The 4,403-nt window shown below is 59.3% G+C and carries 5 protein-coding genes and 2 pseudogenes; 6 read left to right on the top strand and 1 reads right to left on the bottom strand.

Going from position 1 to position 4,403, the window contains the following annotated elements:
• The 6 genes and pseudogenes from LX15_RS31950 to LX15_RS31925 form a co-directional block, all read left to right on the top strand.
• A pseudogene (locus tag LX15_RS31950) lies at window positions 1-435 on the top strand (type IV secretion protein Rhs); the annotation flags it as partial.
• Window positions 436-577: 142 nt separating this feature from the next.
• A complete protein-coding gene (locus LX15_RS31945) occupies window positions 578-877 on the top strand; it encodes a hypothetical protein (protein ID WP_253674889.1) in 300 nt (99 codons plus the stop codon).
• Window positions 878-1,749: 872 nt separating this feature from the next.
• Complete coding sequence (locus LX15_RS31940; RefSeq protein WP_253674888.1) at window positions 1,750-2,496, top strand: hypothetical protein; 747 nt, start codon at window positions 1,750-1,752, stop codon at window positions 2,494-2,496.
• 3 nt (window positions 2,497-2,499) lie between these two features.
• Complete coding sequence (locus tag LX15_RS33405) at window positions 2,500-3,243, top strand: RHS repeat domain-containing protein (RefSeq protein ID WP_308213551.1); 744 nt, start codon at window positions 2,500-2,502, stop codon at window positions 3,241-3,243.
• The gene (locus tag LX15_RS31930; protein ID WP_253674887.1) at window positions 3,240-3,626 is read left to right on the top strand and encodes a hypothetical protein; all 387 of its coding nucleotides are present in this window, start codon (window positions 3,240-3,242) and stop codon (window positions 3,624-3,626) included. The genes LX15_RS33405 and LX15_RS31930 overlap by 4 nt, the downstream gene beginning before the upstream one ends.
• Window positions 3,627-3,713: 87 nt before the next feature.
• Entirely contained in the window at window positions 3,714-4,148 is a 435-nt protein-coding gene (locus tag LX15_RS31925; RefSeq protein WP_253674886.1) for a hypothetical protein, read from the top strand.
• Here the strand turns inward: LX15_RS31925 and LX15_RS31920 are convergent.
• Window positions 4,140-4,241 (bottom strand): annotated as a pseudogene (locus LX15_RS31920) (DUF72 domain-containing protein); the annotation flags it as partial. The gene LX15_RS31925 and the pseudogene LX15_RS31920 overlap by 9 nt on opposite strands.
• Window positions 4,242-4,403: the final 162 nt, after the last annotated feature.

Genomic DNA, 4,403 nt, shown 5'->3' with positions numbered 1-4,403 from the left:
TACACCACCCCCGACCCGCTCGACCTAGCCGGCGGCCCGAACCCCCACACCTACGTCCCCAACCCCACCGCCTGGCTCGACCCCCTCGGCCTCACGCCTTGCCGCCCGAAGCACTTCAAGCCGGGGGAAGAGAATAAGGAGAAGTTCGCGAGTATTGATGATGCGCGTGAGGCTGCTGTCCGTTGGTCAAGGATGGAAGGAGAAACTGTCGACCATGTCCAGAAGCTCGGCCCGTGGGCAGGATTTGTTTCCGGAAAGATGACTCCGGATGGCAAGCAGGGGTGGAGGATTGACTGGGATGAGAACAAGGGTGTGCATGTCAACTGGTGGGACCACACTGGGGGGCGGAAGAGGCCGAGTTGGTGGTATGGTGCCAACATGGTTCCTTCGGCCACCTATGATGACTATATGGCGATCCTCGAATCTTTGAACTAAATTGATTTCTAACGAGATTGCGGGAAGCGTGAGTAGAAGACTTCTAGAGATTGCGGTTGCGTCGAGGCTTAATGGGCTGCTGATGCGACTGCCGTGGTCTCGTTCCGGTACTCGACTCGCGTGGAACGACCTGTCGCACGCGATGATTCTGCTGCCCGAGTACAGCGAGGAAGAGGTGCTTGCATACGCCGCGTCCTGCCCTCTGGGTAGACACGAGTGGGCCGTCCTGCTCAAGGCGTTCGACTCTCCCCCGGTGCTGACAACTCTCGTGGATGCGGTTCGGAACTTCGATGAAATTCTCGAGGGGCCGGGCTATATTTTTGGTGTAGACTCGCTGGGGTTGGATGAGAGCTTCGTCGGCTATGATCTCGCTGAGTATGACGGGGGAGATCGGTTGACCTTTCTGCTCAATCCTCCCATTGATGTGAGAAGCGATGTTTAGTCTTGCCCAAAAAGAAGAAGCGGCTACCTGTGACGAAAGGGTAGACAAGGTCGCAAGCGCATGGAAGGCTCGCTCGTTGCCTATGAGCTCGCGGCGCCTTCATCGAGGCTCCGTGCTGGTTGGGACATCTTCGTACTGTTAGATCCTCGTTTGCGCCCGGATTCAGGGCGGCGAAGGCGTTGATCTCGTAGGATCTTCGGCTGTGAGGTCGGTGGTTGCGGGACACGTCCAAATAGCTCGAATCGATCTGGAGGTCCGAGCTGACGAAAACCCATCTGCCCCTGCTGTGAAGATTCGGCGGGCTCACCATTCCGGCGGCCGCGGATCCTGTCGACGTCCTCGTGTTGGGCGGGTCGTTGTCGAAGTAGAAGTAGACATCTCCCTTCGGATCGCTGTGGTGGGTGAGTCGACGGTGTGTCCACTTCGCGGGCAGAAGACGGGTGTCCGCTACGACTACCTCCGCTACTACGACACCGCCGCCAGCCGCTACAGCAGTAATGTCCGATCGGTCTCCTCGGCGGGCGAAATCCCCCGTGGTGTTCTCAATTCTGCTTACGGGCCAGATCCCTTCGGGCTAACATTGTCGCCAGAAGCGTCGGACCGACGGAGTCTCTGACCCGCGCGGGGCGGCTCATTTTTCCCAAGGGTGAGGACATCGTAGTGACCGGAGGTCCTGGAGCCGGGCTTGGTCAGCTTCTGACGAGTTACGGCCCGCCTGGCCCCCGTGGGAAGAGTGGTGCACCGATCATCGGTGGTTTCCCAGATGATCCTGGTATGCCTGTCACGCACGATATGATCGTGAACGTGGAGATTCCTGCCGCGGGCGCGTGGCTTCCTGGCGAAAGCGACACAAGTCTCTCTCTGAGGTTACTATGGTAATTGAGCTTGCGAGCGGGGTAGATGCCGAGACTGTGGACGGTGAGATCCTTCCATGGATTCCAAAGCTGGGGCTTTGTACTCTAGATCTCATTGTCGCCCCCTATGTGAGCGGTAGCGGGCACGAAGATCATCAGCTTGAAACAGTCGGAAGTGGGGACTGGTACAAGCCCGAGAACGACGAGATCCGGTTTGAGCCGGCAACATCCGCACTGACGAGCTTTTGGTTCAACATTCCCCAGATGAACGTTGATCACGATTTGACGCATGTGCTCGACGTGTCCCCGAAGCCCGTGTCCCTCCGTCTGGTTGATCGAAAGAACTTTGTCCTCCGGCGTACGCGAGAGCGCTGGGTGTCGGAAGATGGAAACTTTTTGATCTGCCTGAGGGGTGGAGGCCTGGGGGTTGGGGAATGTCATCGTTTCCGCATTGCTCATAACGTAGACGTGATCGTAGCGGAGGGTGTACTCGCCGGCTGGCTCCTCGAACGTCCTGAGCTTTTTTTGACAAATTCTTGGCGACCGTCGTCCGCACAAGTGGAGGATCGGGAGCTCGCCTCCATCTTGCGAGACTACTTCCACCTGGTGACGGATCGAAACGTTGAGCTGATGGAAAACGAAGACGTGTCTGTCCGGGAGAAATTGGAGTCCCTCAAGCTGCGCGTTGACACGTCTGTTGGTGCTAAGGATCGTCGATCTGTGATCGTCGAAGCTGTTGACGACCTGATTGATGCGTTCTACTAGAGATTGGCGGAGGGAACGGCTGATTTCCGGCCCCTCACCCAGACCGAGCGCTCGCCCCTGCGTGACGCCCCGCAGGAGTGGATCGACCAGCGGTTCTACGCGATCGTCACCGACCTGGTCGGCACTCCCACCGAGCTGGTCGACCCGGCCGGCAACCTGGCCTGGCACCACCGCACCACCCTCTGGGGGGCGTTCCTGCCCGGTCCGCGCAGTGCGGCATACTGCCCGCTGCGGTTCCCAGGGCAGTACCACGACCCTGAAACCGGTCTGAACTACAACTACTTCCGGTACTACGATCCGATCGCGGGTCGTTATGGCAGCAACGATCCGATCGGCCTCCTGGGCGGCAACAATCCCCACGAGTATGTTGGTAACCCGATTGAATGGGCTGATCCGCTCGGTCTCGCTCGTAAGAAGAAGTGCAGCGAGGAGATCTTCGAGAGGTATGGTAGCAAGGCAGAGGGTGACTCCATCAAGGATGCCGGTGGAAAGCTCACCCCGAAGCCGGCGCCACACCACAACAACGAGAAGTGGATCGCGGACAAGGGCGTGGTGGATCCGCGGACCCTGGGGAAGCGTCAGAACTACACGCACTATTACGAGATCTATGCCAAGCCGGGCACGCGAGAGTGGCTGAAGCAGTTCGAGATCAAGCCGAACAATGAGCCTGGGCGGTATGCCATTCCGGCAGACAAGCTAGAAGAGTTCAACAAGCGGGTAGTCAAGATTGTGGTGAAACTGAGGTGACCGTGCCGTCCGCCAAGGAAAGCTTTATCGCTTCGCTCATCGCGATCTCACGTCAAGTGGGGTCTCGCGTTGAGGACCTGGACTCCGCCTTCGTGAGGAGCCTTCTGGACTATGGGTCGCAGACCGAAGACAACCAGAGTTGTGTCGAGCGGATCGGTGTTTGCGAAGAGGTCTCGCGAGACGGCTCTCGTGTCAGGCGCCTGGGCCTCAGGTCGGTCGGTATTCCTGCGGCGGACCTGCTGAACGCGGCGGAAGGCGTGGAGGTGCCGGAGTCGGTTCGAGCGGAGTTTCCGGATGTTGGGCAGGCGGACTGGGACGCGGCACTGAGGCTCACAACGTTGATCTTGACTGCTCTCGAAGCGCGTGTCGGGGAAGATGGTTGATTGAAGCAGTGCGAGCTTTGGCGTAATTTCATGTCAGCCACGGAGATCAAGTGATCAAATCTTTCCACACGAAAAGAGTGCTTAGCGATGGAGCTTTTGGTGTCGCGCTGGCCGGGTCAGGACCCGCCTGGCGGGTATGACCTCGGGGACATCGAGGTGATCGGTGGTCTCGGTCGCCTGTCGTCGAAGGGGCATGTGCCAGACCAGGGGATGATGGTCTTCGTCGCGGTCTCAGATCTCTTGGACGGCCTCCGAGGGCTGTTGCGACGCGGCGGAGGCTCGTTTGCCTTTGTTGGTGCCGATTCGTCGTTCTCGCTGTCTTTCGCTCTGCGTAAGAACCGCGTCGTGACGACTGCTGGTCGCAAGAAGATAGACGAGTCGGAGACTGTCGAGTTTATTGGCGCGATTAGGGGAGCTGTGGAGAACTTCATGTCGCGCGAGCTTTCCGGGCTTCCGGCTGATGACCCCATGCGTGGTGATCTGGTCGCTGCTTTTGAGGAGTTCGGTCGATTGTCAGCTTGAGCCGTCGATGCCGAGGCGGTGGGCGAGGTTGATGGCGTCGAATGGGGCATGGACTTTGATGTCGTTGTCGAAGTAGACGTAGACGTCGCGGCCCTCCGGTAGGGGCGGTGCGGGGGAGCTCACGGTGTGTTCGCTCTGGGGGTGTACTCGGACCTGGCATCTTCCGGCCCCTCACCCAGACCGAGCGCGCACCCCTGCGCGACGCCCCTCAGGAGTGGATCGACCAGCGGTTCTACGCCATCGTCACGGACCTGG

The organism is Streptoalloteichus tenebrarius (genome assembly GCF_024171885.1).
Classification (GTDB): domain Bacteria; phylum Actinomycetota; class Actinomycetes; order Mycobacteriales; family Pseudonocardiaceae; genus Streptoalloteichus; species Streptoalloteichus tenebrarius.
The sequence above is the reverse complement of the archived record's forward strand: the minus strand, read 5'-3'. Positions and strand labels throughout refer to the sequence as shown.

Coding starts and splice junctions, on each gene's coding strand:
- LX15_RS31940 (WP_253674888.1), top strand. CDS start 1,750: ATGGTAATTGAGCTTGCGAGCGGGGTAGATGCCGAGACTGTGGACGGT.
- LX15_RS31945 (WP_253674889.1), top strand. CDS start 578: ATGATTCTGCTGCCCGAGTACAGCGAGGAAGAGGTGCTTGCATACGCC.
- LX15_RS31925 (WP_253674886.1), top strand. CDS start 3,714: ATGGAGCTTTTGGTGTCGCGCTGGCCGGGTCAGGACCCGCCTGGCGGG.